This window comes from Brevibacillus sp. NPDC003359, from assembly GCF_042878995.1.
Lineage (GTDB): Bacteria > Bacillota > Bacilli > Brevibacillales > Brevibacillaceae > Brevibacillus.
The window spans coordinates 964,579-987,398 of the sequence record NZ_JBIAOR010000001.1 but is presented as its reverse complement, the minus strand read 5'-3'; the positions used below and the strand labels follow the sequence as shown (position 1 = coordinate 987,398).

At 43.7% G+C, this 22,820-nt stretch carries 26 protein-coding genes and 1 pseudogene; 25 read left to right on the top strand and 2 right to left on the bottom strand.

Annotation, left to right across the window (positions count from 1 at the left end):
- Window positions 1–611 precede the first annotated feature (611 nt).
- The 5 genes from ACFYU8_RS04305 (at window position 612) to ACFYU8_RS04280 (ending at window position 5,484) form a co-directional block, all read left to right on the top strand.
- Window positions 612–995 carry a BlaI/MecI/CopY family transcriptional regulator gene (locus ACFYU8_RS04305; protein ID WP_069844905.1) on the top strand — a complete coding sequence of 128 codons (384 nt, stop codon included), beginning with the start codon at window positions 612–614 and terminating at the stop codon, window positions 993–995.
- A 14-nt stretch (window positions 996–1,009) separates the two neighbouring features.
- Window positions 1,010–2,032, top strand: a complete 1,023-nt coding sequence (locus ACFYU8_RS04300) for a M56 family metallopeptidase (RefSeq protein WP_390295495.1) — start codon at window positions 1,010–1,012, stop codon at window positions 2,030–2,032.
- A gap of 1,158 nt (window positions 2,033–3,190) precedes the next feature.
- Window positions 3,191–4,399, top strand: a complete 1,209-nt coding sequence (locus tag ACFYU8_RS04290; protein ID WP_390295498.1) for a diguanylate cyclase domain-containing protein — start codon at window positions 3,191–3,193, stop codon at window positions 4,397–4,399.
- A gap of 282 nt (window positions 4,400–4,681) precedes the next feature.
- Window positions 4,682–5,140 carry a GreA/GreB family elongation factor gene (locus tag ACFYU8_RS04285; RefSeq protein WP_390295500.1) on the top strand — a complete coding sequence of 153 codons (459 nt, stop codon included), beginning with the start codon at window positions 4,682–4,684 and terminating at the stop codon, window positions 5,138–5,140.
- Between the two features lie 116 nt (window positions 5,141–5,256).
- Window positions 5,257–5,484 (top strand): hypothetical protein, encoded by a 228-nt coding sequence (locus ACFYU8_RS04280; protein WP_390295502.1) that lies wholly within the window; start codon window positions 5,257–5,259, stop codon window positions 5,482–5,484.
- Here ACFYU8_RS04280 and ACFYU8_RS04275 read toward each other — a convergent pair.
- Window positions 5,468–5,569 (bottom strand): annotated as a pseudogene (locus ACFYU8_RS04275) (VOC family protein); the annotation flags it as partial. The gene ACFYU8_RS04280 and the pseudogene ACFYU8_RS04275 sit on opposite strands and share 17 nt — an antisense overlap.
- A 232-nt stretch (window positions 5,570–5,801) precedes the next feature.
- On the opposite strand from ACFYU8_RS04275, the gene ACFYU8_RS04270 reads away from it, so the two are divergent.
- The 4 genes from ACFYU8_RS04270 (at window position 5,802) to ACFYU8_RS04255 (ending at window position 7,386) form a co-directional block, all read left to right on the top strand.
- Window positions 5,802–5,960 carry a hypothetical protein gene (locus ACFYU8_RS04270; protein WP_390295504.1) on the top strand — a complete coding sequence of 53 codons (159 nt, stop codon included), beginning with the start codon at window positions 5,802–5,804 and terminating at the stop codon, window positions 5,958–5,960.
- Between the two features lie 50 nt (window positions 5,961–6,010).
- The gene (locus ACFYU8_RS04265) at window positions 6,011–6,193 is read left to right on the top strand and encodes an alpha/beta-type small acid-soluble spore protein (RefSeq protein WP_390295506.1); all 183 of its coding nucleotides are present in this window, start codon (window positions 6,011–6,013) and stop codon (window positions 6,191–6,193) included.
- Window positions 6,194–6,317: 124 nt separating this feature from the next.
- Window positions 6,318–6,785 (top strand): MarR family winged helix-turn-helix transcriptional regulator, encoded by a 468-nt coding sequence (locus ACFYU8_RS04260; RefSeq protein WP_390295508.1) that lies wholly within the window; start codon window positions 6,318–6,320, stop codon window positions 6,783–6,785.
- Between the two features lie 58 nt (window positions 6,786–6,843).
- Window positions 6,844–7,386, top strand: coding sequence for an NAD(P)H-dependent oxidoreductase (locus tag ACFYU8_RS04255; protein WP_390295510.1), 543 nt, complete (start codon window positions 6,844–6,846; stop codon window positions 7,384–7,386).
- Window positions 7,387–7,414: 28 nt separating this feature from the next.
- On the opposite strand, the gene ACFYU8_RS04250 is transcribed toward ACFYU8_RS04255, so the two are convergent.
- Complete coding sequence (locus ACFYU8_RS04250) at window positions 7,415–8,137, bottom strand: EAL domain-containing protein (protein ID WP_390295512.1); 723 nt, start codon at window positions 8,135–8,137, stop codon at window positions 7,415–7,417.
- 224 nt (window positions 8,138–8,361) lie between these two features.
- On the opposite strand from ACFYU8_RS04250, the gene ACFYU8_RS04245 reads away from it, so the two are divergent.
- From ACFYU8_RS04245 to ACFYU8_RS04170, 16 genes are all read left to right on the top strand, one after another.
- Window positions 8,362–8,976: a superoxide dismutase gene (locus tag ACFYU8_RS04245; protein WP_390295514.1), complete on the top strand. Its 615-nt coding sequence runs from the start codon at window positions 8,362–8,364 to the stop codon at window positions 8,974–8,976.
- 13 nt (window positions 8,977–8,989) lie between these two features.
- The gene (locus tag ACFYU8_RS04240; protein WP_390295516.1) at window positions 8,990–9,649 is read left to right on the top strand and encodes a helix-turn-helix transcriptional regulator; all 660 of its coding nucleotides are present in this window, start codon (window positions 8,990–8,992) and stop codon (window positions 9,647–9,649) included.
- A gap of 145 nt (window positions 9,650–9,794) precedes the next feature.
- Complete coding sequence (locus tag ACFYU8_RS04235; protein ID WP_390295518.1) at window positions 9,795–11,330, top strand: spore germination protein; 1,536 nt, start codon at window positions 9,795–9,797, stop codon at window positions 11,328–11,330.
- Window positions 11,327–12,427: a GerAB/ArcD/ProY family transporter gene (locus ACFYU8_RS04230; protein ID WP_390295520.1), complete on the top strand. Its 1,101-nt coding sequence runs from the start codon at window positions 11,327–11,329 to the stop codon at window positions 12,425–12,427. Before ACFYU8_RS04235 ends, ACFYU8_RS04230 begins: the two co-directional genes overlap by 4 nt.
- A complete protein-coding gene (locus ACFYU8_RS04225) occupies window positions 12,424–13,545 on the top strand; it encodes a Ger(x)C family spore germination protein (RefSeq protein ID WP_390295522.1) in 1,122 nt (373 codons plus the stop codon). Before ACFYU8_RS04230 ends, ACFYU8_RS04225 begins: the two co-directional genes overlap by 4 nt.
- 295 nt (window positions 13,546–13,840) lie before the next feature.
- A complete protein-coding gene (locus ACFYU8_RS04220) occupies window positions 13,841–14,566 on the top strand; it encodes a hypothetical protein (protein ID WP_390295523.1) in 726 nt (241 codons plus the stop codon).
- A 98-nt stretch (window positions 14,567–14,664) separates the two neighbouring features.
- Window positions 14,665–15,438, top strand: a complete 774-nt coding sequence (locus tag ACFYU8_RS04215) for a CsxC family protein (protein ID WP_390295524.1) — start codon at window positions 14,665–14,667, stop codon at window positions 15,436–15,438.
- Window positions 15,439–16,066: 628 nt separating this feature from the next.
- Complete coding sequence (locus ACFYU8_RS04210) at window positions 16,067–16,327, top strand: MerR family transcriptional regulator (RefSeq protein WP_390295525.1); 261 nt, start codon at window positions 16,067–16,069, stop codon at window positions 16,325–16,327.
- 43 nt (window positions 16,328–16,370) lie between these two features.
- Entirely contained in the window at window positions 16,371–16,553 is a 183-nt protein-coding gene (locus ACFYU8_RS04205) for an ATP-binding protein (protein ID WP_390295526.1), read from the top strand.
- A gap of 226 nt (window positions 16,554–16,779) precedes the next feature.
- Window positions 16,780–17,973, top strand: a complete 1,194-nt coding sequence (locus ACFYU8_RS04200; protein ID WP_390295527.1) for an MFS transporter — start codon at window positions 16,780–16,782, stop codon at window positions 17,971–17,973.
- A 315-nt stretch (window positions 17,974–18,288) separates the two neighbouring features.
- Entirely contained in the window at window positions 18,289–19,098 is an 810-nt protein-coding gene (locus ACFYU8_RS04195) for a TrmB family transcriptional regulator (RefSeq protein ID WP_390295528.1), read from the top strand.
- Window positions 19,099–19,181: 83 nt separating this feature from the next.
- The gene (locus ACFYU8_RS04190) at window positions 19,182–19,910 is read left to right on the top strand and encodes an AzlC family ABC transporter permease (RefSeq protein ID WP_390295529.1); all 729 of its coding nucleotides are present in this window, start codon (window positions 19,182–19,184) and stop codon (window positions 19,908–19,910) included.
- Entirely contained in the window at window positions 19,901–20,233 is a 333-nt protein-coding gene (locus ACFYU8_RS04185; protein WP_390295530.1) for an AzlD domain-containing protein, read from the top strand. The genes ACFYU8_RS04190 and ACFYU8_RS04185 overlap by 10 nt, the downstream gene beginning before the upstream one ends.
- A gap of 363 nt (window positions 20,234–20,596) precedes the next feature.
- The gene (locus ACFYU8_RS04180) at window positions 20,597–20,998 is read left to right on the top strand and encodes a hypothetical protein (protein WP_390295531.1); all 402 of its coding nucleotides are present in this window, start codon (window positions 20,597–20,599) and stop codon (window positions 20,996–20,998) included.
- Window positions 20,999–21,077: 79 nt separating this feature from the next.
- Window positions 21,078–21,719, top strand: coding sequence for a hypothetical protein (locus ACFYU8_RS04175; RefSeq protein ID WP_390295532.1), 642 nt, complete (start codon window positions 21,078–21,080; stop codon window positions 21,717–21,719).
- A 49-nt stretch (window positions 21,720–21,768) separates the two neighbouring features.
- Window positions 21,769–22,704 carry a DUF4261 domain-containing protein gene (locus tag ACFYU8_RS04170; protein WP_390295533.1) on the top strand — a complete coding sequence of 312 codons (936 nt, stop codon included), beginning with the start codon at window positions 21,769–21,771 and terminating at the stop codon, window positions 22,702–22,704.
- The last annotated feature ends 116 nt before the right edge of the window (window positions 22,705–22,820 follow it).

Here is a 22,820-nt window from a genome sequence, read left to right as displayed (position 1 = left end):
TGTACGCAGAACGGAAGAATGATGAACCGTTCACTTCATTTGCGCAGATAGCTGGTTTAGAAGGAATTCGGGAGCTTGCACCTGAGTATTTTGTCCGTTATACAAAGGATATCGCATCAGTTTGGGCCATCGATGACGCAGGTAAGGTTCTGGAGATTCAGGTTTACCCAGAAAGTGAAGCGAATGACGCAGGAGCCATCAAAGTGAAGCTGGAACCCAAAACAGAAGAAGGAATTGCTATGTTGAGTGGACGTTTGCGGATAACCAAGGATGGGCAAATCTTCGAACACGAGTGGGAACCGCTTAAAAAACAAAAAGTTGCTGCACCTGTTAGACTGATTTCCTCTTTGTATGACTATGCGATTGAAGGACCAGGCTCGCATTATCATGTGCTGGTCACCGAAGATGATAAGATCGTATTGATTGGCGATAATCCATACGGAAAAGGTACGCTTCAACCAGATAAGGTCAGACAATAATAGCACGGAAGAAACGGCACAGTGGGACATTCATTTTCCACTGTGCCTCTTTTTTTATCATTTTTAGAAAGGGTGGAAAAAGATGGTTGGCAGTTTAGATTTACATTTGTAAATCTAAGAGGTGATGACGCGATGAGCAACATTCCGAAAATATCGGAGGCTGAGTGGGAAATCATGAAGGTGATCTGGCGAGATCATCCAGCGACAGCGGAGCAAATCATTGAGCGTTTACCAGCCGATATCGAATGGACTGAGCAAACGGTACGCACGTTTTTGAACAGGCTGCTCAAAAAGAAGGCAATCAGCTATGAAAAATCTGGCCGCAGCTACCGCTATTTCCCACTCGTCCAGGAAGCTGAATGCAAACGGGCGGAAAGCGAATCCTTTTTGAAACGTGTTTTTAATGGGGCAGTAGGCACGATGATGACAAATTTTCTCGAAGATGTGCAGCTATCCAACGAAGAAATCGACAAGCTGCAAAAAATACTGACGGAAAAACAAAAGAAAAAGCAATGATGAGGGACCTGTAAATGGATATTCTAGGGAATGTTTTTTTGTGGATGTGCTACGCCTCGCTGGGGGCAAGCCTGGTAGCTATTTTGTTGGTAGCTATGAAAAAAGGGATTCGACAAGCGATCAGCTGGCGCATACATCATTTGTTATGGTTCATCGTTTTGGCACGTCTCATGATTCCCGTGCTACCGGAGAGTTCATTTAGCCTCTTCACCTGGGTTTTCTGGGCAAGTAACAGCATTTCGGCTACTCAGCCGCTTTCTTTCTCCGTAGAACCACTACTAACGCCAAACACACAACCTCCTGTCGTCATCTCAGAAGTCTCACACGGATTAGAAGACAACGAGAAAAAACAGATACAAGCCGAAGTAGGTAAGGTTGAAGGGATGAATGCAGTTTCCTCTCACCCAGTTTATATCCAAGTTCTCACAGTAGTGTGGCTTGTCGGAGTAGTCTTTTTGTTGGCGAGGCTATCCACTTATCTGTACAAGATGCACACCAAAGAACGCTTTTTGATGCGAGTGACGGATGAGAGAGTGTTATCCATCATGGATGATTGCAGAAAGAAGTTTGGGGTAAAAAGGAAAATACACGTCTACACAGGGACACTGGCGAAGGGCCCGTTAATCTCTGGTCTGTTTTCACCTTGGGTTTATTGTCCGCGGGACGTATACCAATCGTTGTCAGACGCCGAGTTGTACCACGTTTTCGCGCATGAGCTCGCTCATCACAAGCGCAAAGATTTGCTGTGGAGCTTCCTTGGTTCTCTCGCACTCGCCATCCATTGGATGAATCCGCTCGTCTGGTTATGGATTCGCAAAATGAAGGCAGATATGGAACTTGCGTGTGATGAATCAGATGATTTCAAAGTTCAAAAAAGGTTCCTATCAATTATCGGCTGTAGCGGTAGCTTGCGGGTTAGCCATCAGTGTAGTGACGTTAACCAACGCAGCAGAGCCTACCTCACTCCAGATGGCTGTAAACCAAGACGAAAAAATGCGTCCTTTGTTTGGCGATACATCCAGCAGGGTGACAAATAGGCTGGAAAAAGCTGAAAGGCTGGCAGGTTTTCCTTTCAAAGTCCCGTCTTACTTGCCGTCGGGGGTTACGTACGTAAACAGCAATATTCTTAACTCGAACGAATCAGAATCTTCGGAAAATACAGTGATGCACTTGTTCCGAAGTGAGAACATCTCTCTCACAATCATAGGGAGCACAGTCGAGAGAACGGAGGAATCTTTTAAAGTGATGTCGGATGATAGTAGCGTCGACTCCACACTCTCAAAAGAACAGATATCCGTGAAAGGAAAATCCGTAAAGGTTAATACAAGAACGGCAACATTTGAAAACGGCACAGTTTATAAAGACGTTGTCTATCACTGGAGCGATGAGGGTCTCTACTATTATATACAGGGGGTAGCTCCCCTAGAAAATAAGGAGATCGTAAAAATAGTTGAATCGTTTCAAGCTCCAAACGCAGAATTGAGAAAAACATACGTAAATCACGACTTTCTGAATAGTGATATCCTTGATTTAGAGGATTTGGAGTACTTCTCAGGAATGATCGGTTTTGCACCAGCCTTTCCGTTGGAGCTACCTAGAGGATACAAGGCAACAGAAGCATATGTTAATAAAAAGCTCAATTTTAGTTACCCTGAAAACGAAGAGGATAAACACAAGCGCACCATTCATATCACGTTTGAAAATCCTGAAAAACCAAATACGATTGTGTTGGTTGCCCAAATCAAGGACAAGTCCATTGTGGAAAACATGAGAAAAACAAAAAAGGTCCCTTTTGAGAGAATAGACGGTGCAAAATTTGAAGTTCCTGTCACTTCTTTGAACATCAGTGGCCAAGAAGTATTCCGCACAGCGCCGTATAAAATCGATGATACACTGAGTAGCCAAAAGGAGAAGGACAACTACACTTATTTTTGGTTAAAAGAAGATGTCTGCTATAAAGTGACGTTCAAAGAAGTGGAAGCGGAGGTGCAACAGCAATTGGTAGCAGCTCTGGTAAAGGAAAAGGCGATTGATCTGAAAAAGTAGCGGGAACATTTAGAGTCTGTACATAAATCGTGCAGACTCTTTCCTTTTCCCTGATGAGAGGACAATGTAGAATTATGTCGAATGAATATTTATGAATAAGCATGAGCCTAGAAATACGTTGGTTCCATGGAAAAGGAGAATCTATGTAAATGCAGAAGTCATCAAGTCTGTCCAAAGAAAACAGCGCTGCATGCTGCCAACCGTCGATTTCTCCGGCAGACGATTCTGCACGGATATTAATAGAAGGAAACACCGAAGTTTTAGCACAAATGAACATGATTAACTTGACGGAAGAGGATTTGCAGTTAATCGCAGCATTTCGTCCTGTTATTGAGACCGAAATTGAGCAGATTACTTCTTCTTTTTATGAATCGATTCTCTATGTGGACTCTTTGAAACAAATTGTGATGGAGCACACTACCGTTGACCGTTTACGTCAAACCATAAAGAATCATTTAATCGAAATGTTTGACGGCCGGATCGATCCTACCTTCATTGAAAAACGCTTGAAGATTGCGATGGTCCATCAAAAAATCGGACTTCCTCCCAAGTGGTACATTGGTTCTTTTCAAAACTTGTTAGGCACACTTATGCGAATCATAGATGATCGGAAAGAAATGTATCCTGACTCGAAAAAACTGGCACAAGCCATTACGAAGCTGCTCAGCTTTGAGCAGCAGTTGGTACTGGAGGCTTACGAAGACCAGACACGTATACTGGAGCAGCGCGCCAAGTCGATGATTGAATATCAAGCGTTTCACGATGATTTAACAGGCTTGCCGAACAGAAGGAAGCTCCATCAAGCCTTGCAGGAGGCGATTGCTAGCAATAAAGAAAAGGGTACGCGCTTTTCTGTACTGGTACTGGACATCGATCGGTTTAAGATGATCAATGATTCTTTGGGCCATACGTACGGGGATCGTTTTTTGCAAGAAGTAAGTAATCGGATCAAAACAAGCGCGGAAGGATTCGATGTGACGATTGCCCGTATGGGTGGTGATGAGTTCACACTGATCTGCCAAAATGTTGAAGGTGATCACGAGTTTTCGACGTTGGCTGATCGGGTGGTAAAGGAAATTGAGATTCCCTATCTTTTGCAAGGAAAAGATTATTACGTCACTGCGAGTATTGGTGTCGCGGTGTATCCCGATCACGGATGCAGTGAGGAGCAATTGCTCAAAAATGCAGATGCTGCCATGTACGAAGTGAAGAAAAACGGGAAAAACGGATTTCAGTTTTTTACCAATGAGCTCGACGACCAAGTATTGATGCGTATCGAGCTGGAGAGAGATTTGAGAAAAGCGGTAAAGAAAAACGAACTGGTGTTACACTACCAGCCACATTCAAACGGGGATTAAGCAACTTATTGGCGTGGAAGCACTCGTTCGGTGGGATCATCCAGAAAAAGGAATTCTGTCACCGGGTGTGTTCATCCCGATAGCGGACTCGAACCGCAGTACTTGGAATTGGAAATAACGGAAAGCATGATGAAGGAAATCCAAGGGTGAATCATTTTGAAATAATTGATACAATGATGAGAGTCCCTTCGGGGGCTATTTTTTTAAGGAGGGTTTTTACGATGAAGAACATTACGTTCATCAAACACGTCTATGAAAAGCAACTGGGGGGTGAAATCTACTATGAACCCTAGTATTTTAAATGGCACTAGAAATCATCTGATCAACCAGCTTGTCTTTTTTGACGAGCAGTATTCACTCTTTTACGATCAATATGTACGGAACTATGGAAAAGAAAAGCAAGCCATCGATGAGATTGTGGAGCGTTACAAGCAAACACTCGAAAACCTTTTGGCAAAAGAAGACAGTGCACTCTTTCAATCACTTAAAGCAATTACGTTATTAGGCAGTAACGTAAAAGTACTATTTGAAGAAGATCAATTTGAGGAGTCATTTACTGTGGTATACCCCACAGACATTGACCCGGATAACAACAGAATTTCATTCTTATCGCCAATAGGCAGGCAACTGCTGCTAGCGGCTCCACGCGATTCTGTTGTGCTGGAAAGTCCGGTCGGCAGGCAGCAGGTGCAGGTGCGGGAGATAAGCTTTACATATATGGGGGGATTCTCGTCACCATAGGAATCTAACCATCGCATCGTTCATATAAGAAGACACTAACACGATGTTAGTGTCTTTTTTTGTCCATTCTAGTAAAATGCAAGAAAAGTAAGCCGTGAGTACAGGGGGAAAAGACGATGAAAACGATTGCCTGTCCAACGTGTGAGCAAGATGTGCAATGGAATATGAATCGCCTGCAAAAGTTGGAGGAGCGGTGGATGATGGTTTGCGAAAAATGCGGTGACCCGTTTTTCAGCGTGTCAGAGGAAGAAAAGGAAATGATTTTTGCAGGCATACGATTGACGGAAGAATATGTACCGGATATCATCCATACTTATCACCTGATTGCTATTCCTCGTAATTAAACTGCCACTCGATACCAAATCGATCGACGACACTACCATAGCATTTGCTCCAAAACGTCTCCTGCAGTTCCATTCTGACAGTTCCCATTGAAAGTAAGGTAGACATTGACGCTCAAGGCACTCACTCCTGCGTTGTGTATTTTCCAATCTTCCCCTCTATGATGGAAAGATACACGAAGCAAATATACTTCGATAATCACGGAAAAATAGGTCTCAAGAACGCTAGAGACTTTGTTGGTGTCTTTTAATATTCATCGAACGATATTTCTGAAAAATAGAGGGAAAAGAAGGGATTTCATGATTGTTTTTGAGAAAGAATGGAACGAATCGCACTTCAGGTAGCTACGAAGAAAGGCGGAGCCGTGGCTGTTTACGAGCTGGCTTATAATGCCAGAATCACCATGGATGAAGCGGCGAAGGTATTAGAAAAATGGGAGCAGACAAAAGTCAGAGCATGTTTGAATAGGCTCCCATAATCTGCACATACTACCAGCACATCATCAATCACAACCAGAGGTGAACAGCAATGGCACGTTCGAATTCCTTGGTGTATGGACAATCCCGTGCAGCACTTGATCAATTAAAGTACGAGATAGCTGCTGAATTTGGAGTCGAATTGGGAGCAGACACGTCGGCACGCCAAAACGGTTCTGTCGGCGGAGAAATGACGAAGCGTTTGGTACAATACGCGGAACAGCAGATGTTTTGACTGTAATCCCTCCTTGTGAGGGATTTTTCTTTCGCTTACATTTGTCCGAAATATCGCGTATAGTTAGGGGGGAGCGACGAGACAGTCGCATGGACCGAAGAACAGCAATAGGGGGATTCTTGGCTTGAATAGCGACAATTTGCATAACTGTTTGTTTTTCACTTCCAACCGTTTATCCCGGGTGATTACGAAATTGGCGGAAGAATCCTTCCAGCGTTATGGATTTTCTCCTACTCATGCGTATCTTATGCTGGCTGTAAACGAAAAGGAGAAAGTGACCCCGACCCAATTGGCGCAAATTCTTCATATGACACCATCGACGATTACTCGATTTGTCGATAAACTCGTAGGAAAAGGATATCTGGAGCGAGAAGTAGAGGGGAAAAACATCTTCGTTTTGCCTACGAAAAAGGGGCGAGAAGCTCAGACGGACATAGAAGAAGCCATTACAGATATGTACAAAAACTATGTGGCATTGCTTGGGGAAGATCAGGCAAAGTCAGTCACACAGATGATTCACGAGACAGTCGAAATGTTGGAAAAAACGAGACGGAGTCTTGATTCCAGCATTTGTAGTGAACGGGAGAGTTGACAGTGCCCTGTTCTTCTGATAATTTGTATGTACAAACAAATTAATTTGGAGGATATTCATGAAAACTCTTGTTATCGCAGTACACCCTACTATGTCTCAATCTCGTATCAATAAAGCATGGAAGGAAAGAATGCAAAAAGAAGAAAGCGTAACTGTTCACGATTTATACGCTGCCTATCCAGATTTCCAGATCGATGTTGAACAAGAGCAAAAACTGATGCAAGAGCACGACCGTATCGTCTTTCAATTTCCGCTTTACTGGTATAGCACACCAGCCCTTTTGAAACAGTGGCAGGATGCTGTGTTGACGTATGGCTGGGCTTACGGATCTGAAGGAAACAAGCTGCATGGAAAAGAGCTCCTCCTCGCGATTTCTACAGGCGGACAAGAGGAAGCTTATCAACGTGATGGTTACAACTACTATTCCATCAGCGAACTGATCAAACCGCTGCAAGCGATGGCGAATTTAACGGGATTGAAATTCTTGAAACCATTCTTGTTCCAAGGGGTATTGGGGATTTCGGATGAGCAGATTCAGCACAGTACAGAAGAATATGTGGCTCATGCACTGAACACTTCCATTGAGCCGGTAGGAAAATAATGAGACACGAGAGACGATGAGAAAGTTTTCATCGTCTTTTTTGTGTTGCGAGAAATGGTTCTGGGTGCCCTAGCAAAAAACCTTGACCAACAGGTACCCCTAATGCCAAAGCGATAGATAAGTCCTCCGGCTCCTCGATTCCTTCCAGTACAAGCTGCGTTTGATCTTGGCAGTATTGGACGAAAAGCGAGACGAGCTTCTGTTTATTCGGCATGGAGGACAATTGCTTGCCGAAGTACCTGTCGAGCTTTACGATATCTGGTTCATATTCCACGATCTTTTTTAATGAAGCGGCTCCCGAGCCGACATCATCTAATGCAATCAGGAATCCATGTTGACGCAGCTCACGTATTTTTTGCCCCAACGATCTTATCTCCCACATCTTGTCTTCTTCATTGGCCTCATTGATTTCCAAGACAATTCGATTGTTCCACGAACCAAACAAGTCCTCCGAAATAAACGATAGGAACGCAGGGCTCAACAGCGTGGAAGGAAACACGTTGATAAACAAGAGCGGAGCATGATCGATAGAAGTCACATTCGTAAAATACACTTCAATTGCTTTTTTCATCGACAGCGTATCCAATTCATACAAGTTTCCCTCTGAACGAGCCTTCCGAAAAAGGAATTCTGGAGATTGGTGTGTAGAGGAGCGAAGAAGTGCTTCGTACCCAAAAAATTGTCCTGTCATCAGATGCAGCAAGGGCTGAAAAACAGGATATGGCGTTTCCTTTGACAATAAGACGTTCATGGAATCCTATTCCTTCCAGCACGAAAGATTTGACTTGCAGAAAAATTGTTTCCTTAAGGCAAGATGATTTGTCGTTATTCTATAACATCGCCGTGTTGTTTGCAATGCAGGATTCATGCACAAATAAATCTTGCGTTAAGGAAACAAATTTGGATATGTACAAAATATTTTTCATCTTGTAAACTAGGCTTGTAACCGACAATCAAGATTGGAGGAGATAGGAAATGGAACCCTTTACGTTACCGGAGCTGCCATATCGCTATGATGAGCTGGAGCCTTACCTGGATGCGAGAACGATGGAAATTCATCACGGAAAGCATCATGCAACATATGTGGCGAACTTAAACAAGGCACTTGAAAACTACTCGCCGTTCAGGAATGCTTCGGTCGAGGAACTAATCAGCCACTTGGAGGATATCCCGGAAGACATCCGCATGGCTGTTCGAAATCATGGGGGCGGGCATTATGGACACAGCTTGTATTGGTCCATCATGAGTCCGGCTGGCGGCGGAAAACCAACAGGGGATATTGCGAAAGGAATCGACAAGTATTTCGGAAGTTTTGAGGATATGAAGGATGAATTGACAAAAGCAGCTGTCAGTCGTTTCGGCTCTGGATGGGGATGGCTTGTGGCCAACGGGGACAAGTTGGAAGTGATGAGCACGCCCAATCAGGATACTCCTTTTATGGAGAACAAAACGCCCATATTGGTCGTAGATGTCTGGGAACATGCTTATTACTTGCAGTACCAAAATAAACGCCCGGATTTTGTCTCGTCGTGGTGGAATGTGGTCAACTGGGAGGAAGCCAATCGTTTGTATAACGAAGCAATCCGCTAAGGAAGGTCCATCGATGAACAGACACGCGGTCTATTTTCAAGAACAGGAAAAACGTCGAGAAATTTTGGTGTTGCTCAAGAAGCGCCGTTCGGTCAACGTTCAAGAACTGTCAAAGCATCTCGGCATAACCAAAGTCGCGGTGCGTAAGCATTTAGACGTTTTGCTTAGAGAACGGTATATCGAGTCTCGAATCGTCCGCCAGCGAACAGGCAGACCAGCCTATGTGTATCATCTAACGAATACAGCTGAACAATTATTTCCGCGTCACTATAGCGATTTGGCTACGGAGTTGGTCGCAGGCATTCAGGATTTGTATGGGGAAGCTTTCGTCGATCAATTATTTGAGAAGCGAATGGTACGAATTTTACAAAATTATCGGGAGGTAATGCGAGAACAAGGTTTTGACGAGCGAGTGAAAACGTTGACGAGCATACAATATGAACAAGGATACATGCCTCACTTGGAAAAAATCAGGGATGGCTTGTACATGCTTGAAGAAGCAAATTGTCCAGTCCTACAAGTAGCCGTTCGCTATCGCCAAGCATGTCAATGCGAGCTATCCTTGTTTGAGTCGCTAGTAGACGCGCATATAGAGCGTACTTCTTGTATGACGGAAGGACAAGTGAAATGCCGTTACCTGATTAAAGAAAAGCTCAGCAATGAAGAATGGTAGTAAGTAAGACATCCGTCACAAAGGCGGATGTCTTTTTGTTGCAAGCAAGTGGTTGATCGGTTGGTGATTCATAATTTTGGCAAGGCAGGGCAATTATAGGAGAGAATGCAGCGGATTTGATATGCAGGGACAGGGAGAATTAGTCATGAGACATACGTTTACACGTGTTGGCAAAAGACTACGTATGAAAGATTGGGACTACTCGTCAAATGACGCTGTTGTCAGTACTGATCTTTTGATGAATTTAAAAAGGTTACAAGCGTCGTTTTGCCATGCTCCTGATATCATTACGAATAAATTCATGATCAACCAGACGAATACTTCTGCTCTCCTTGTTTACTTGGAGGGGATGGTAGATAAGGCAATGATCAATAACAATATTCTAAAACCGCTGCTATTTGAATCCCTTGCGTTTTCGGATATCACAAACTTGGAGCTGACTGTTGGATCGAGAAAGGCTGTTCAGTCATGGAGGGAAGTCGAGCAAGGCATTCTTAACGGCTATAGTGTGTTATTCGTGGAAGGGGAAACATCTTGTTTGCTCTTGGGGACACAAGGTTGGCCAGAGCGTAGCATCGATGAGCCTGTAACAGAGTCTGTCGTTAAGGGGTCACGACAGAGCTTTGTGGAATCATTGGGGCAAAACATATCGATGGTTCGCCGATACATTCCAGATCGTGCATTAATCATAAGAGAAACGCAAGCGGGACGAAGGAGTAAGACCAATATTGCCTTACTCTATTTGGGAGATGTCATGAACGAAGAGATTTTGGAAGAATTGGAGGAGAGAATCAATCGGATCGACATTGATGCGATTATCAACATAGGTGAGTTGGAGGAGTTGATCGAGGGCAATCCTTACACCCCATTTCCGCAGTTTTTAACAACGGAACGGCCGGATTCTGTAGCATCTCATATCCTTCAAGGGCGTATCGCCATCATCGTCGATCATTCTCCTTGGGCTCTGATCGGACCGATTACATTGGCTTCATTATTTCAAAGCGCAGATGACTATAGCAAGCGCTGGATCATTTCTTCCTTTATCAGGCTGTTGCGGTTTGTCAGCTTTTTTATCTCTGTGCTTCTACCTGCGCTCTACATCGCAGCACTGACCTTCCATTACGAAATCATTCCACTCGACCTCATTTTATCGATTGGTGAGTCTCGCGAGCGTGTGCCCATCCCTCCATTTTTAGAAGCTATTATTATGGAAGTGACATTGGAAATGCTGCGAGAGGCTGGTTTACGTCTGCCCTCCAAGATCGGCCAAACCGTAGGGATTGTTGGGGGTATTGTCATTGGACAAGCAGCTGTATCAGCAGGGATTGTCAGCAATATCATGGTGATTGTCGTTGCTGCCACTGGGATTGCGTCATTCATTCTGCCCAATCCTGATTTAGCTGCAGCAGTGAGAATACTTCGTTTCCCGATGATGATAGTAGCATACTTGTTCGGGATTGTCGGGATTGCCATTGGCTTGATGATATTGGTCATTCATCTCATCTCGCTAGAATCATTGGGGACACCATATGGCAGCCCGCTTGCTCCTGTTCATCTAGATGCATGGCGAGATGGTTTCATTCGTTTACCAATCTGGAGCCTCATCAAACGTCCGCAGTCTAATCGACCAAAGCAAGCGATTCGGCAAAGAAAACATACTTCTAATGGCGATGACAAATGAAAACAAATCGACTCAATGACATTACGTTGTTTCAATACATATTCTTTATTTCTCAGGTCCAGATTGGTATTGGAATCATTACGCTCCCATCGGACTTGGCAGAAATAGCAAGCACAGACGGATGGATCTCTATCATACTAGGTTGGATTGTGGCAAACGTCGTCAGTTTACTGATCATTCACGTCATGAAACGCCATCCGAATGAGACGATTTTCGATTTGCTCAAGAGATATTTTGGGAAATGGTTGGGCGGCTTCGGTTCACTACTCTTCACTTTGTACAGCTTGTTTGTTTTTTCCATTACGCTTTTTTCTGCTATTCACCTTATGCAGACGTGGGTTTTGCCACAAACAGCCAACTATTTCTTGATGATCCTCTTTTTGATTCCGATCTACATGCTTGCACGATATGGCATCAGGATGCTCGCACGTTATACCGAAATCGTTCAGATTGGGATGATTTTGATGCTCCCTCTTTTCTTTGTTTCGATGAAGAACGGACATTTTATTCATTTGCTTCCCGTGTTAAAAGAGGGGTGGCTTCCTGTTTTGAAGGGCACGAAAACGACTGTTTTGTCCTTTCTCGGATTTGAGCTTGCGTTCGTGCTTTATCCGTTTTTACAGAAAAAACAACAGGCTGCCAAGGGCATTGTCATTGCGAATACGATCACTTTGTTCGTGTATCTTCTGGTTACCATAGCTTGTTTTGTTCAATTCAACCCATATCAGGTGAGTACGTATATTTGGCCAACGCTTGACTTGTTTGAAACGATTGAATTCCCATTTGTGGAGAGGATTGAGGTCGTTTTTGCCGCTTTTTACTTGTTTTTGATCTCAACAAGCGGCATTCCCTATTATTTTGTGTCAATCGTCGGCTTTAGCCAGGTGATTCCCTACACGAATCATCGGCAAGTTCTTCAGGTTTTGACTGGAGGCTTCATCCTTTTGTCTTTTGTTTATAATCCTACCTTTTATCAGGTGAGTAACATGCTAAAGTGGGGAGGAAGTATGGGCCTAGTGGTTTCTTATCTGTTTCCGATCTGTTTGTGGCTTTATGCAGGGACGATTGGGAAGCTTCAAATGAGGATGGACCGATGAAAAGAAGGCTCGTTTCGATTCTTCTCTCGATCATGTTGGTGACGTCGGGGTGTTTGGGACAAAATCGGCTGGACGAATTAACGCTTGTACTGACACTCGGGATCGATAACAAAAAGGATGGGGAGCTTGATATTTACTCTGCTGTCCCCGTCTTTCAGCGAGAGGCCAAGAAAAAGACGGAGCTGTTGCATGTTCATGCGTCTTCTTTTCGAGAAGGACGGGACCGGTTGAATAATGAAGCGAATGGGCTAACGGAAACAGGGAAGGTTCAAAACATCGTGATCGCGAAAAGGGTTTTACAGAAAAAAGGATTGTTTGACTTGATGGATGTGCTTTATCGCGATCCCAAAAGCTCTCTTAAAGCGGATTTAATCATGGTCGATGATCCGATTGAACAAGTTATGAATGTAGATGTGAACGATAAGCCGCGTTTTCCTGTCTACTTGCGGGAATTGATTCGGTCTGGCCACACGAGTGAAGCCTGTGTTTATACGACGGCACGTAACGTCTATGACCAGTTTTACGAAAAGGGCATCACGCCCTATTTGACACAGGTAAAGTTGAGAGAAAATAAGTTACATATTGCAGGTACGGCCCTCATTGATAAGAGGGGGTATTACGTGGACTCCCTCACACCAGAAGAAAGTATCCAACTGCTTATTTTGCAAAAAGATACGGAGCACCCGATTTACATGACCGCCCAACTCGCAGATCAAGCTTTTCAAAAAAAAGACGAAGAGAGTAGAAGTATCAGTTACTCGATCGATTACACCGATTACAACTACAAAACGTCGGCAAAAGACGGTCGATTTCAATTTGACCTGCATTTTACGTACTTGATTGTGCTGACGGAGGTTTTAGTGAAGGCCAATCCAATCAAGGATAAAACAGTAATGGAGCAGGCGATAGCTGCCGTGATGAAGCAAAAAATGGAAGGTGTCATTGCCAAGCTCCAGAAAAAACAAGTTGATCCGATTGGGCTGGGCAAATATGCTCGTGCGTATGCCTACGACGAATGGAAGAAAGTAGAGGATGACTGGGGGAGGGCATTTTCCAAGGCAAAGATAAATATTTATCCTGAGGTCAAGATTATAAGCGTTGGAGCGTTAAAAAAGTAAAGGGCAACGGCTTTCTTGGGTTTATCGGGAGAGGGGTGTTCTTTTTTGTCATGGGAAGACGAATTGTTTTCCGAAAGGGCAAGTGTCTATACAATCAGACGGGCGATCACGTATGGATAAAGGGAGGGGTATTTTGAAGGAAAGGAGTGAGGACATGCCGAACGACAAGAAAAATCCTAAGAATAGAAGGCCAATTCTTAACCAGCGAGGCTCCTTGAAAAAGTCGAGAGCATCACTCCCGCTCTTTTACGTCGCACCAAAGGAACAGATGCAGCCTCAGCCTCAGGAAGGTCCTATGGATAAGCAGAAAATGTATCGTTCCAAGAAACATAAGGGCAAACGAAATCATACCTCTCCACCTCCTGCCAACGAGACAGCTACCGAACAAGTCTCTTTGCATTCTACTCCCACCTCTGCCCCCATGGATGCCAAGGATCTTACACAAGAAAACAGCAAGGCTCAGCAAGAACTGATTCAAGCAAAAGTAGTCCACGTGGAAAGCACGGGTCAATCGTTCATGCAAGTTGCTTTCCTAGAAGAAATTTGGGACGTAGAGTGGGTCCATTCCTTACGTGTTCCCTGGAGGCTTGATTGGAAAGAGGTAGAATGCCAGAGTAAGATCGATATCCAGCACATTCGGCACGATGATAGCAAAAAGATTATCTGGCTGTCAGGGGAGTTAGAAATCAAGGGTCTGGGGATCACAGTCCATTCGCAAAAATTAGAGCATGAAACGATTCGCATCCCAGTTACCTCCACCGTATTACGACCACCCTTCCCCAAAGAAAATCTAGGAACAAGTGCAATTCTCCTTACAGCACCAGCTTGTCCGATTAATAGATGGGTAGAGACCGGGGACTGGCAAATCAACATCATGGCAGATCCGCTCAATCATTCGCAATCAGGATGGAAGGAGTTCAGCGGCTTGGCAACCATTAGCGGTCGTGTATGGTGGTATCGGAAGCAGCTGGTTCCCGTTCCGCCTCCATACATAACGAAAAAGGTAAACACTCTTTTCTAGAAAAAAGGGCAGATAACGCTTGGCATCAGCCAAATCCATATTGAATCTAGTCCATATAATATAAAGAGAGTAGGTGGCTGATAAAGGAGAGAGTAAAAATGGGTATACATGGTGATGGCTGTAATTGTGGCCAAACTCAAGTTACGCAAAATAGTTGCACGGTGGAAAACGCCCGTATGTTCGGAATGGCTTCAACCGAAACCACTTTTCCTAAAACTATTAAAGTACCTGTAACGTTGGCAGAAACGGCTGTTGTCGTATGTGTGGAGGCTAATGTCCATTTGGAGAAGCCTGCACTTGAGATCATTCGGGTATTAAAGAGTGTCATTTTGGAGCAATGTGAGCTGGTTCCCACATTCAACCCGTTGTCTGCAAAGTTGTTCGTCAGTGGTTTTATTCGCAAAAATATCGAGTACATCACAGTCGATCAAGTAACGGGAACTGCTGTATGCGGTGATGTGCGACATACTACGGCGCTGATACCATTCGATTTCTGTACGGATCTTACCTTTCCGGCTACAGGACCGACTTTGCAACTGGCACCAGATTTCGAGTCACACGGAGAATATTTGAATAAATCGGGTCATGCGGCAAAGTTTAACGTAGGTTTGTTCGGCAATCGAAAAGTTTACAACGAGAGACCGTATTGTGAGTTGTTATTCACGGAATTCACGGAATTAGACATCGGTTTGGAAAATAAGCGGTGCAAAGACACAACCAAAACATTCACGACCGTCCGTGAAAAAATCGTCCTACGTCTTGGTCTAAAGGTTTTGCAGAATCAACAAGTTCCTATTCCAACGACACCCCCACCAAAACCGACATTTCCGCCACCTTGCAAACCGACATCTCCACCTAAGAAAAAATGGTAATACACAAAAACACAGAACGTATGAGACTATCCAGAAGCGAAAAAGGCACTGGGTGGTCTCTTCTTTATTCAAAAGAAAGCGATTACAAAATGCCAGCCCTTATAAGATGATACATATCGCTAGTCATAACGAAATGAGTAGAAAGGAAGATCGATCAAATGAACAAAGTATGTAAATACGTCAGAATGCCAATAACGATAGTGTTCTTATTCCTTTTTCTTTTCTCGGTATGTATTCCGCCTATTCAAGCTGAAACAAGCAACTTTCATGAGGAAGTCGTCAAATTTCAAAACATCTCGCCCCTGTGCTATTGGATCGAACCCTCATTTGGATAATCCTTCAGGTATGTAGCTGGGTGGTAGTCTTATCTGCATTACTACTGAGCATAACATGGTGGAAAGGTCGCTTTACGTTGGCAGCAAAAGACAACATATCAACAGTCATGTTCCTCATCGGAGGATGTTTATTTATCGTGTGGGCTTTTTACTGGCAATTGCTTTTACCGTAACCTCAGACCAACAAGTAACTGGCCGCCCAGCTCGTACCTTTGCACAATACAGACAATCCTTTTTTCTGATTGACTCTGTACTTAACTACAACCTTTATCATAACGATTGAGGAGGAAAATATGGATGGGTTGACCAGAAGTCAAGTAGCCAGCGAAGCCAAAGTGCATATTGAAACAGTCAGATACTACGAAAAAAGAGGACTCATCGCCACAACTCCCCGAAATGAATCCGGCTACCGGATGTTTCCGCAACAAACCGTTACCGACATCCAATTTATTAAACGTGCACAGGAAATTGGTTTTACCTTAGAAGAGATCAAAAACCTCTTAAGTCTGTACAAAAATGACGAAGAGCTTCCCACCCAGGAAATGCACCAGTGAGGTTTTTTCCGAAGAAACAACCATATCCGTGGATGCGAATCGAATGAAGCAGGTCCTTGTGAACTTGCTTAGCAACGCTATTCGATATACGCCGAACGAAGGAAAGATATCCATTCAGATAGGGAATGACAACAAGCAACGATTGACCCTTATTGTGCAGGATACAGGGATCGGTTTTACCGTACCGATGATGCGCGAACAAGAGAGAGTGGAGGGACAGGCTTAGGTCTTGCGATAGCCAAACAATGAATCCTATCCCATCAGGGCACAATCGAAGTGGAAAGCAATCAAAATCAAGGGACTCGATTTAATATTCAATTGCCTTATTAATCAAGAGGAGCGACAAACATAATCCGTTTCGGGGCATAAACTCTCCGCTCAGAGGTAGTAGCCGTTACGCATTTCTTTTACGATTTCTCTAAAGAGAACGGTCTGAAAGGAGAAGATGTACAATGTTTCGAATACGGTTCAGCATCTTTTTGAGTGTGTTTGTCGCGATGGTAGGCTTGATGATTATTGCTCCCGTGATGCCACCGCTCATTCGTGAATTAGGACTCAATGAACTTCATTCTGGTATTATTATTTCGCTCGGCTCCATTACAATGGCGGTGATGGCACCCGTTTGGGGACGATTAAGCGATCGAAAGGGAAGGAAAGCAGTTATTGTCATTGGCTTTATTGGCATGTTTGTGAGTTGTGTTCTGTTCACGGCAACGATGTATGCGGGATTGTCACAGCTCATAGGTGGTGGATTACTGGTTCTTTTGCTTATTGTGGCTCGCGGATTAATTGGGATGTTTATCCCAGCCGTTCCGTCGGCAGCGCAGGCGTACATGGCGGATGTCACGGATGAAAAAGGAAGAGCAGGAGGTATGGCGTTTATCGGCGCTGCCAATGGGATGGGGCTTGTGCTTGGTCCGGCGATTGCTGGAGCGTTTGCGCTTATCGGTCTCATCTGGCCGTTATACATTGGCGCATTGTTGCCGATTGTCGCTTTGCTTGTCGTCAGCTTCTTGATTCCTGCGCAAAAACCAGTAATTCAAGAGAAACTACCCAAGGTGAATCCTTTTCAAAAAGGCCTGACGCTTTATTTGTTTGCTGGTTTGGCGACAATGCTCAGTATCGTCACTTTGCAAGTCGTGGGAGGATTTTATTTTCAGGATCAGTTGTCGTTGACAACGAAGGAAACCGCCCGAATGATTTCAGTAGGACTCATGATTTCGGGAGTAGCGATGATCGTCACGCAAGGGCTGCAAATGAAAAATCCGAAATGGCAGCCAAAACCACTTATTCTAGTCGGTTCGTTGCTCGTTATCATCAGCTTGTCACTCTTTCTATTTTTCATGAACTTGATGGTATATTACGTGGCTTTTTTCTTGTTCGGCATTGGAACCGGGTTCATGATGCCCGGCTTTATGGCTGGATCTTCTTTAGCAGTTGGCCGCGAGCAGCAGGGAAGTGTAGCGGGGTTAGTCGCATCCGTCCAAGGTATTTCCGCGGTGATCGCGCCCATTCTCAGCACAAGTCTTTACCAATTGGATAAGCATCTCCCCTTTGCCGTAGTAGGGGTTCTTGTCATAGTGATGGGAATGACATTGCTCTTTTCCAATAAGGAGAAGGGGTATACGACACAGCGACATCTATGAAAAATGTCCAGTCATTTTCAAGCATCTTTCATTCCTCATTAGGGCTCGCATATAATTGAGGGAGTAGGGCTTGCTACAGGCAGAACGACTGGAAAATGATTACCGCAATTTCAATGAATCGGCAGTCAAGCGCGTCAAGAAAAGAAGAACAACGTAAAAAAGGACCCCAGTGAGTCCTTTTTTTTTGTCGGTTTAACTGAGAATAAATCCTTTCTTCTCTTCAAGCGACTAAACGCGATTGTGAAGGTTTGTACTTTGACAGGTAATTCGTTTTATTTTATAGTGAGTATTACACTAACTACTAAAGGGGTTTCTATGGAAGAACTTTATAAAGAACTTCAGAAATGGGGCTTTTCGCAATATGAATGTAAAGCATATATAGGACTTTTAAAAAATTCTCCTATAACAGGCTATGAAGTAAGTAAAAGGTCCGGTGTACCTCGTTCAACGATTTATGAGGTATTGGCAAAATTATTAGATAAAGGTGCGGTTTATACAGTACCTTCTGACCCTGTAACCTATGCACCTTTATCGGCAAAAGAGTTAATCAGTCGATTGCGTAATAACTTCGAAACTTCCATGGATTATCTTGAAAAGAATTTATCTGCTTTAGAAAGTGAACAGGAAGTAGATGTTATTCGACGCATTAGCAGTGATGAGCGTGTTGCGGCCGAAATGGTTGACATGATAGATAAAGCAAAAGAAGAAATATGGTTGTCGATTTGGGAACCACAAGTCTCTTGTATAAAAGGTGCTATAGATAGGCGTGTAAATGATGAAATCCATGTTTTTTCTATTCTTTTTGGAGCACCTGAGATCCAGCTTGGTGTAACTACTCATCATAATTACATGGCTCCCGAAGTAGCTGAGGAACGTATGAATGGTCGATTAACGATTGTTGCACGGGACAATGAAGAAGTATTAATTGCAAATTTTTCTCCAAATACACCTGCATGGGCGATAAAAACACAAGACCCAGCACTTGTACTAATCGCGATGGAATACATCAGACATGACCTCATGTTTGCAGAATTAGTTAAAGAGGTTGGTCCAGAGAAAGCAGAAGCTCTCTGGAAAAACAACCCTAACCTGTTTCATGTTGTTACAGGAAAACGGTTCAAATAACTTGAACCGTATTTTCTTTCATTTTTTTGTAGTAGTTAGTGTGTTAGCTTCTACTATCTAGAAATAAAAAAGGTGGGAATGAAATGAGTCTGGCGAACGTCCAAATGAATTTGTCTCAGAGGGATGAAGATAGTTTTATCAAAGGAGTAAAAGATTGTATCCCTACGTTACTGGGTTATTTAAGTATCGGATTAGCTGCTGGTGTTGTTCAAAAGACTGCGGGACTTAGCGTAGTTGAGATAGCTCTGATGAGTTTAATTCTTTATGCTGGCTCAGCTCAGTTTATTGCTGCAGGAATGCTGGCAGCAAGTAGTTCTCCTACTGCCATTATTATCACTATTTTCTTTGTTAATCTGCGTCATATTTTACTTAGTGCAGCCTTATCACCTTATTTTCGGCATCTTTCTCCATTTAGGAACATGCTAGTAGGTGCACTACTCACCGATGAGACATTTGGTGTTGCTATTAACGAGACTGCGAAAAAAAAGCGAATCAGTGAAAAATGGATGCATGGCCTCAATATAACAGCTTATTTACATTGGTTTGCAGCTAATTTAGTAGGAGCATTTTTGGCACAATGGATCTCAAATCCTGAAAAATTCGGTCTGGAATTTGCCTTGCCAGCCATGTTTATTGGAATTCTTGTACTCTCTATGTTAGGTCGAAATAAAATCAAACTCGATATAGTTGTCGCACTTATAGCAGTTATCATTGCTGTGGGAAGCACTTTCGTGTTGTCCAGCAGTGCAGGTGTGATTGTTGCTACAATTATTGCTTCTACGATAGGAATGGCGGTGGAGAAATGGAAGTAAGATGGGACGTTTTTTTGATTATACTAGGAGCAGCTTTTGTAACATTCATTCCAAGGGTCGTTCCTCTTATGATACTAAGTCGTTTTGAATTACCGGAATGGGGAATGCGATGGTTAAATTATGTCCCTATTTCTGTTATAGCTGCTTTGATAGGTCAAGAGATATTTATGCATGATGGAAAGATTTCATCTTTTACAAATAACATTGAATTTTTAGCAGCCATACCGACTTTTCTTATTGCGATAAAGACACGTAGTTTACTGGTAACTGTACTTGCGGGCATTACTTCAGTCATCGTTTTACGCTTTTTATTTCAATACTAAAACGATGAAATGTGCTGGATAAAATTAAATGAATTTTCATCAAGCCGATTTTCTTAGCGTAGAGGAAATCGGTCTTTCTATGTAAAAACTCGCTTAGCGTACAAAATTTCCATTATGTTGGTGGTACCCCTCCTTTGAAGTAATCGAGGCTTCTAAATATCCGGTGAGTATGTTTTACATTTCTTTGAACAAAGTGTTTGTAAATGATTGTAAACAGGCTTTTGCAGTACTATTAGAAGTGTTTTTGCTCCAACGGACGACGTATTTTTTATTTGCGAATACGGAAGTGGCTATGATTAACTTGCGATTGAAAGAGAGCTTGGAATGCTTCTACCTGTTACATAAAAGGAGGTGTGAGAAAGCATGGGAGAAGCTTACAAGCTGCATTGTGAACACTGTTCCTATAACCAAAATATATACGTTGGCGTTGGTTTCAGATATATTCGTTTGGCAGAAATATGGGAGTGGTTCGAGGATGAAGCTAGCAAGGAACGCATCCATGAATTTATGCAGGACAACAGCACGAGGCATAGCTGCTTTCAAGGTCTATATATTTGCGAGAAATGCAATTATCTGCTAAATGCCACCTTTTTGCAAATGGAGTCGGATACCGATACATATAAGAACAGCTATGATTGTCCCCGATGTGCAGTGAAAATGCCGTCTATGCCGATCGATGAGGAGCTTGATCATGGTCTTGCGTTAGCTTGTCCTCAGTGCGGTACGGAAAAGCTGTCTATAGAGTGTTTCTTGCATTGGGATTAGAAAGGGCAGTCTCTTAGACAAAGGCAAGTATTTTGGACGGATTATTGACAAGATCTAGAAACTTGAAGGAGAATCTAACATGAGCATTTGGCCTAAGCCTTTCTTTGAGCCCGAAGCATTAAAACAGCGCATGCTTATCCTGAGCGCAATGGATATCGAGTTGTGTCAGGAGGATTGGCTGCGCAGATATCAGTTTGATCCACAATGGGATGAAAACACAACATTCGTGAGCGTTAGCAATGGCGCTGGCGACGATCTTTTCATCCTGTTCACCCCCGAGGGCGTCATTGTAAAAGGGTTCGATCATGAATCGGAAATGAGTCCTTTTGCCAGGGAAGAATACGAGGTTTGGCCTGGCATCTATGAGCAAGTCCCTCCTGCTTTGCTTAATCAAATAGCTGACGAAGCATTTACCAAGGAGGACGTTACGTTTTGCTTATGGAGAGAATCTACTGATCACGTCTGGAAAACGGGCGACGTACATAATCCGCAAGGGCACGATGATGGGTCAGATTTTTTGCTTGGGATGATTTATGACAACCCAGATGACTATGTAGAGTGGGCAGAGGCCTATTACGAGATGAAGGTCTCGCTTGATGTAGTTACGTACATCTTTACAAATACTGCAATTACGAAAGAAATGATGATGGAGCTGAATCCGGAAGTTGATCTAGACATCGCGATCAAGGAGCTTCAAGCGATCGGATTTATAGTTACGTGAAGTATGCCATGACTCAAACAAATACAATGGAAAGAATGGAGATAACGATATGCCAAAAGGTATGTATTCCCAAGGGGTAGCCGTCCTGCTGTCAACGGCGGTTCCGATTCACAAAATAGCAGACATGCTCAAGGATCAATTCGAAATTGCCAACGTCATGGAAACGTTCGACCAATGGGTGTTCAGTGGTCCGAGCTTGCTTATTCCGTATCGTCCGGAAGTAAACGGATATATCCAGGTCGATGTCGTTGATAAGCCTTGGCCGGATAGTATGGGAGATCCCGCAGAAGATACGATGCTGTTTGGCGCTTGGTCAATGGGCTTTTTCGGACCGTTTACGTTCTCGGATAGCCTTGAGCGTGCAGTTCAGCAGTCGTGGGGATTTCCCGAAGGACGGCAAGTAGCATCCGAGCACAAAGCGTTTATCCGTATTCGCTCTTCTTTCGTATTGGGGGAGGCAAACGATCAGGCTCCTATACTGCCAGAGGATTATGAGGCGCTCCCGGAGTTGATGACTGTCACTGCTATTTCGGAGTCGCTGTTGAAAATGCCAGAAGCCCTTTGCTTTTTCAACCCGAATGGAGAGTGCCTTGCGTCTGCCGAGTTGATGCAAGAGCTAAATCAACGCTATGAGCAAATACAGCTTCTTCCCCTCGAGCTGTGGTCCAATGTCCGGTTGTTCAATCTTCCGGAAGGATGGCTCCTGATGGATACCGTCGGCATGCAGCAGTTGGATGTGATCGATCATGAGGCGGTTTTTAATGGGGAGGCCTATGATCCAAATGAAGTTGCGAGTTTCCTGCGTAATATATCGAACTATTTATACGAAAATGGTCCTGTTATTAATGATGGCGATACAACCGATGGGCCGGGTGATGAAATTTGGAAATGTGTCTTGTTGGAGGAAGGGTTGGCAAGTCCTCCGCGTGATGTGCTTCGCTGGTATCCGTTGGACGGAAGGGACAAGCCTGCGGGATTGGAATAATTGCGTTATCGCTTGGCAGACCAAGGAAATTTGATAAAAAAAGCACGACCATTTCCCTTGTTTAGTAGGGCACTGTCGTGCTTTTTTTCGTTAGCATGAGTATTTTAGAGAAGCGA

Bases quoted from the DNA above. Each gene is read 5' to 3' on its own strand.
- ACFYU8_RS04305 (WP_069844905.1), top strand. From the start codon at position 612: ATGAGCAACATTCCGAAAATATCGGAGGCTGAGTGGGAAATCATGAAG.
- ACFYU8_RS04300 (WP_390295495.1), top strand. From the start codon at position 1,010: ATGGATATTCTAGGGAATGTTTTTTTGTGGATGTGCTACGCCTCGCTG.
- ACFYU8_RS04290 (WP_390295498.1), top strand. From the start codon at position 3,191: ATGCAGAAGTCATCAAGTCTGTCCAAAGAAAACAGCGCTGCATGCTGC.
- ACFYU8_RS04285 (WP_390295500.1), top strand. From the start codon at position 4,682: ATGAACCCTAGTATTTTAAATGGCACTAGAAATCATCTGATCAACCAG.
- ACFYU8_RS04280 (WP_390295502.1), top strand. From the start codon at position 5,257: ATGAAAACGATTGCCTGTCCAACGTGTGAGCAAGATGTGCAATGGAAT.
- ACFYU8_RS04270 (WP_390295504.1), top strand. From the start codon at position 5,802: ATGGAACGAATCGCACTTCAGGTAGCTACGAAGAAAGGCGGAGCCGTG.
- ACFYU8_RS04265 (WP_390295506.1), top strand. From the start codon at position 6,011: ATGGCACGTTCGAATTCCTTGGTGTATGGACAATCCCGTGCAGCACTT.
- ACFYU8_RS04255 (WP_390295510.1), top strand. From the start codon at position 6,844: ATGAAAACTCTTGTTATCGCAGTACACCCTACTATGTCTCAATCTCGT.
- ACFYU8_RS04250 (WP_390295512.1), bottom strand. From the start codon at position 8,137: ATGAACGTCTTATTGTCAAAGGAAACGCCATATCCTGTTTTTCAGCCC.
- ACFYU8_RS04245 (WP_390295514.1), top strand. From the start codon at position 8,362: ATGGAACCCTTTACGTTACCGGAGCTGCCATATCGCTATGATGAGCTG.
- ACFYU8_RS04240 (WP_390295516.1), top strand. From the start codon at position 8,990: ATGAACAGACACGCGGTCTATTTTCAAGAACAGGAAAAACGTCGAGAA.
- ACFYU8_RS04235 (WP_390295518.1), top strand. From the start codon at position 9,795: ATGAGACATACGTTTACACGTGTTGGCAAAAGACTACGTATGAAAGAT.
- ACFYU8_RS04230 (WP_390295520.1), top strand. From the start codon at position 11,327: ATGAAAACAAATCGACTCAATGACATTACGTTGTTTCAATACATATTC.
- ACFYU8_RS04225 (WP_390295522.1), top strand. From the start codon at position 12,424: ATGAAAAGAAGGCTCGTTTCGATTCTTCTCTCGATCATGTTGGTGACG.
- ACFYU8_RS04220 (WP_390295523.1), top strand. From the start codon at position 13,841: ATGGATAAGCAGAAAATGTATCGTTCCAAGAAACATAAGGGCAAACGA.
- ACFYU8_RS04215 (WP_390295524.1), top strand. From the start codon at position 14,665: ATGGGTATACATGGTGATGGCTGTAATTGTGGCCAAACTCAAGTTACG.
- ACFYU8_RS04210 (WP_390295525.1), top strand. From the start codon at position 16,067: ATGGATGGGTTGACCAGAAGTCAAGTAGCCAGCGAAGCCAAAGTGCAT.
- ACFYU8_RS04205 (WP_390295526.1), top strand. From the start codon at position 16,371: ATGAAGCAGGTCCTTGTGAACTTGCTTAGCAACGCTATTCGATATACG.
- ACFYU8_RS04200 (WP_390295527.1), top strand. From the start codon at position 16,780: ATGTTTCGAATACGGTTCAGCATCTTTTTGAGTGTGTTTGTCGCGATG.
- ACFYU8_RS04195 (WP_390295528.1), top strand. From the start codon at position 18,289: ATGGAAGAACTTTATAAAGAACTTCAGAAATGGGGCTTTTCGCAATAT.
- ACFYU8_RS04190 (WP_390295529.1), top strand. From the start codon at position 19,182: ATGAGTCTGGCGAACGTCCAAATGAATTTGTCTCAGAGGGATGAAGAT.
- ACFYU8_RS04185 (WP_390295530.1), top strand. From the start codon at position 19,901: ATGGAAGTAAGATGGGACGTTTTTTTGATTATACTAGGAGCAGCTTTT.
- ACFYU8_RS04180 (WP_390295531.1), top strand. From the start codon at position 20,597: ATGGGAGAAGCTTACAAGCTGCATTGTGAACACTGTTCCTATAACCAA.
- ACFYU8_RS04175 (WP_390295532.1), top strand. From the start codon at position 21,078: ATGAGCATTTGGCCTAAGCCTTTCTTTGAGCCCGAAGCATTAAAACAG.
- ACFYU8_RS04170 (WP_390295533.1), top strand. From the start codon at position 21,769: ATGCCAAAAGGTATGTATTCCCAAGGGGTAGCCGTCCTGCTGTCAACG.